The 4,335-nt window shown below is 72.0% G+C and carries 4 protein-coding genes; 2 read left to right on the plus strand and 2 right to left on the minus strand.

All coding sequences use genetic code 11. The features are described 5' to 3' along the window. A partial coding sequence (locus tag AOK24_RS37730; RefSeq protein ID WP_055724449.1) for an MFS transporter occupies positions 1–1,343 on the plus strand: 1,343 nt, incomplete at its 5' end. 45 nt (positions 1,344–1,388) lie between these two features. On the opposite strand, the gene AOK24_RS37735 is transcribed toward AOK24_RS37730, so the two are convergent. Further along, positions 1,389–1,835 (minus strand): PPOX class F420-dependent oxidoreductase, encoded by a 447-nt coding sequence (locus AOK24_RS37735; protein ID WP_055724450.1) that lies wholly within the window; start codon positions 1,833–1,835, stop codon positions 1,389–1,391. A 234-nt stretch (positions 1,836–2,069) separates the two neighbouring features. On the opposite strand from AOK24_RS37735, the gene AOK24_RS37740 reads away from it, so the two are divergent. Next, positions 2,070–3,302: a serine hydrolase domain-containing protein gene (locus AOK24_RS37740; RefSeq protein WP_055724451.1), complete on the plus strand. Its 1,233-nt coding sequence runs from the start codon at positions 2,070–2,072 to the stop codon at positions 3,300–3,302. Here the strand turns inward: AOK24_RS37740 and AOK24_RS37745 are convergent. Beyond that, positions 3,299–4,335 (minus strand): saccharopine dehydrogenase C-terminal domain-containing protein (locus AOK24_RS37745; protein ID WP_055724452.1); only part of this gene is annotated, 1,037 nt, incomplete at its 5' end. The genes AOK24_RS37740 and AOK24_RS37745 overlap by 4 nt on opposite strands.

Below are 4,335 nucleotides of genomic sequence, written 5' to 3' on the forward strand. Positions count from 1 at the left end.
TCCCCGCCCCCTCCACCGCCCCGCCGGGCCAGCCGAAGAAGGCCGCCGCAGCCGCCTGGATCGGCAGCGCCCTGGAGTACTACGACTTCTTCATCTACGGCAGCGCCGCCGCGCTGATCTTCCCGGACGTGTTCTTCGACGAGTCCGACCCGGCGACGGCGACCCTGCTCTCGCTGGCGACGTTCGGCGTGGCCTACGCCGCGCGGCCGGTCGGCGCGCTGTTCCTCGGCCACTTCGGGGACCGGGCGGGCCGCAAGAAGATCATGGTCTTCACGCTGATGCTGATGGGCCTGTCGACGTTCCTGATCGGCTGCCTGCCCACGCGTGAACAGGTCGGTACCCTCGCGCCGGTCCTGCTCGTGCTGTGCCGGGTCCTCCAGGGCATCTCGGCGGCGGGCGAGCAGGCCAGCGCCGGGTCGATGACGCTGGAGCACGCGCCCTCGCACCGCCGGGGCTTCTTCACGAGCTTCACCCTGAGCGGCACGCAGGGCGGCCAGCTCATCGCCACCCTCGTGTTCATCCCGGTCGCGGCGCTCCCCGAGGACCAGTTGCTGTCCTGGGGCTGGCGCGTCCCGTTCTGGCTGAGCGTCGTGGTCGCAGTGGCCGGGTACGTGATCCGCCGCAAGCTCGACGAGACCCCGGCGTTCGAGCAGCAGGCCGCGACCGAGGGCGTCGTCAAGATGCCGCTCGTCGTCCTCCTGCGCGAGCACTGGGCGGACGTCCTGCGGGTGATCGCGGGCGCCCTGGTCGCCTCCGTGAGCACGATCTTCACGGTCTGGGCCCTGTCGTACGCGACCAGCGACGCGGTCGGCATGAGCCGTACGTCGATGCTGTGGGTCGGCGCGCTCGCCAACCTCGTCGCCCTCGCGGCGATCCCCCTGTGGGCCACCCTCTCCGACCGGATCGGCCGGCGCCCGGTGTTCCTGGCCGGCGCGGCGGGCAGCGCGGTCATGATGTTCCTGTACCTGTGGGCGATCTCGACCGGCTCGTACCCCCTGATCATGCTGCTCGGCATCCTCACCTTCGGCGTCGTCTACAGCGCCGCGAACGGTGTCTGGCCGTCCTTCTACGGCGAGATGTTCACGACCCGCGTCCGCCTCTCGGGTATGGCGATCGGCACCCAGATCGGCTTCGCCATCGCCGGTTTCGCGGTCACGTTCGCGGCCCAGATCGCGGGCCCGGACGGCGACGACTGGTCGTCGGTGGCCCTCTTCACCGCGGCCCTGTGCCTCCCACCGGTCCTCGCGGCCCTCACCGCCCGCGAGACGGCGAAGATCCCGACCGAGAAACTGGGCCTCCGCACCCCGGGAGAACAACCTCATCGCGAATCGATCTCAGCCTGACCCGAAGTCCCCGGCCGTTCCGGGGACTTCGCCGCGTACGCCGGTTCAGCCGGCCTTCTTCTCCGGAATCCCGTACGCCCGCTCCACCCGCAGCCGGACCACGAGCCGCCGGTCCCGGACCATCGCGGCACGGTAGTCGTCCCAGTCCGGGTGCTCCCCCTGGACCGCGCGGTAGAGGCGGATCAACTCCTCGACCGTGTCGTCGGCGGGGTCCTCGGCCACGGGGGTCAGATCGGCGGTGCCCTCCACCACCGTGTAGGCCCAGCGGTCGGCGCTGGTCACGTGGTAGCTGGTGCGGGGGTCGCGCAGGAGGTTGCGGGTCTTCGCACGGTCGGCGGTGACGGAGATCCGCACCACGCGCTCATCGGGGTCGTAGTGATGGGTGACGTTCGAGAGCTGGGGCCGGCCGTCGCGCTTGAGCGTGACGAGCACACCGCCCCGGGTGTCGGAGAGCAGGGCGAGGAGGGCGTCGTCCGTCGTGTCCTGAGTCATGTACGTCGTCAACTCCGGTCCGCGAGCGCCGCATTCCCCGGGCCCTCCGCACACGTCTCATGTATCGCATACCGGACACCCCGCCCTCCCCGGCATCACCAGAAGCGACGCACCCCACACACAGCACACGTGCGAAAGGGGTTCCGGGTGGCGTCGCCTGCGGAACGATGAGGAGTGAGGTGCTCCGGAGCAGGTCGGCCGGTACGTCTCGACAGTCGTCCCCGGAGGAGAACGATGGCGCTGCTGCGGCAAGAGGTCGACCCGAGCGAGGTCGGGCTGGACCCGAAGGTGCTGGACCGGATGGACCGGTACATCGCGCACGAGGTGGAGGAGGGGCACCTCCCCGGCTACCTCGTCTCCGTGGCGCGCGGCGGCCGGGTCGCCCACCTCACGACGCACGGGCACCGCGACGTCGCCGCCGGACTCCCGGTCGAGCCGGACACGCTGTGGCGGCTGTACTCGATGACCAAGCCGGTGACGTCGGTGGCGGCGCTGCTCCTGGTCGAGGAGGGCAGGCTGGGTCTTGACGACCCGGTGGCCCGGCACATTCCGTCGTTCGCCGAGCCCCGCGTGTACGTCGGCGGCAGCGGGCGCGAGATGGTGACGCGGCCCGCGGACGGTCCGATACTGGTCCGCCATCTCCTCACCCACACCGCCGGGTTGACGTTCGCGTTCTACGGCACGCACCCCGTGGACGCCCTCTACCGCGAGGCGGGCCTCGACTCCTCGGTGGCCCCCGGCACGGACCTCGCGGGCACGGTCGACGTGTACGCCTCGCTGCCGCTCCAGTTCGAACCCGGCACCGAGTGGAACTACTCGGTGGCCACCAACGTCCTCGCGCGGGTCGTGGAGGTGGTGTCGGGGCAGTCGCTGGACGCGTTCCTCGCGGAGCGGGTGTTCGGGCCGCTCGGCATGCCCGACGCCGGGTTCTGGGTGAGTGACGTGCAGGCCGAGCGGTTGGCGGAGCTGTACGGGGAGACGGAGGACGGGGGGATCAGACCGGTCGCCGGGCTGCCGCTCAGGGGCGGGCGGCCCCGGTTCCTGTCCGGCGCCGGTGGCATGGTGGCGGGTGCGCACGACGTGCACCGGTTCGCCGAGTTCCTGCGCGGGCGCGGCGAGTTGGACGGCGTACGGCTGCTGTCGCCGGGGACCGTCGACCTGATGACCCGCAATCATCTTCCCGGCGGCGTCGACATGCGCACGTACGGCAGCCGCCCGTCCCACGACGAACCCAGCAAGGACGGCCTGGGTTTCGGCCTCGGCGTCTCGGTGGTCATCGACCCCGACCGCACCAAGGCCCCGGCGGGCAAGGGGACGTACGGCTGGAGCGGCGTCGCGACCACGACGTTCTGGGTCGACCCGGAACACGATGTGACGGTGCAGTTCATGACGCAGGTCAGGCCGCGCTCGTCGCACGCGCTGTACCCGGAGATCAAGCGGTTCGTGCACGAGGCGCTCGCGCGCTAGCCCACCCGCATCGTGAACTCCAGCCCCTCTTCCGCGAGTTCGTTCAGCCACTCCTCCGAGCGGACCGCCGTCTCGGCGGCGCGGCTCAGGCCCGGCGGGAGGGAGGAGTCGAGGATGTGGCGGACGCCGAGGGCGAGGGGGCGGGAGACCGTGTGGGCCATGGCGGACTCCTCGGCGGTACCGACCCGGTCGAGGAGGTAACTGCCGGTCCAGGTGCGGCCGTTGGGGCTGCGGACGGACAGGGAGACGCCGAGGACGACGCGGTCGCGGTCCGCGCGGGTCGTGGGGTAGGTGCGGGCCAGCTCGCCCGCCAGTTCGGCGATCCGCGCGTCGTCGCCCTTCTTCAGCTCGGCGAAGACGGACTCCCAGGCATGCTGCCAGCCCTGGAGGCGGAGGGTGCCGCGCACGAACGTGTCGGCGAGCCAGCCGGACGGCAGGTCGTAATGGGCGATGAAGGGGACGCTGTCGCGGTTGGGGTAGGCCTCGAACGTCTCGCCGCCGAGGGTGAGTTCGCGGGTCGCCTCCCAGGGCAGGGGGGTGACCCGCTCGGCGCCGGCCTCGATGTGGCGGGCGGGTGAGCGCAGGGCGTTGAGGACGCCGAGGGGCGCCCAGCTGAAGCGGTAGCGGAAGGAGTTGGGGACGGCGGGCAGGCCGCCGCACCAGGAGGTGAGGGAGTAGGTCGCCCTGTTCTCCGCGCCGATCTCCGCGCGCGCCCGCGAGACGAGGCTGTGGGCGAAGAGGTGGTCGATGCCGGGGTCGAGCCCCGCCTCGGTGAGGACCGTGAGGCCCGCCGCCCGCGCCGCCTCGGCCTGCGCCGCGAGTTCGTCGGACACGTAGCTGGAGCAGGCGAAGTGGGCGCGTGCGGCGAGGCAGGCCGCGAGGAGCCCGGGGTGGTCGGTGGCCGGGAGCATCGACACCACCACGTCGCCCGGGGCGAGTTCGGCGGCGAGGGCGTCGAGGGTGTAGGCGCGCGGCTCGGCGCGGTCGGCGATGCCGAGGCGGTCGAGGGCCTCGGCCGCGCGGCCGGCGGTGC

Origin of the sequence: Streptomyces niveiscabiei (genome assembly GCF_001419795.1) — a bacterium.
Lineage (GTDB): Bacteria > Actinomycetota > Actinomycetes > Streptomycetales > Streptomycetaceae > Streptomyces > Streptomyces niveiscabiei.

Excerpts from the sequence above, each read along its gene's own strand:
- AOK24_RS37735 (WP_055724450.1), bottom strand. The coding sequence starts at position 1,835 with ATGACTCAGGACACGACGGACGACGCCCTCCTCGCCCTGCTCTCCGAC.
- AOK24_RS37740 (WP_055724451.1), top strand. The coding sequence starts at position 2,070 with ATGGCGCTGCTGCGGCAAGAGGTCGACCCGAGCGAGGTCGGGCTGGAC.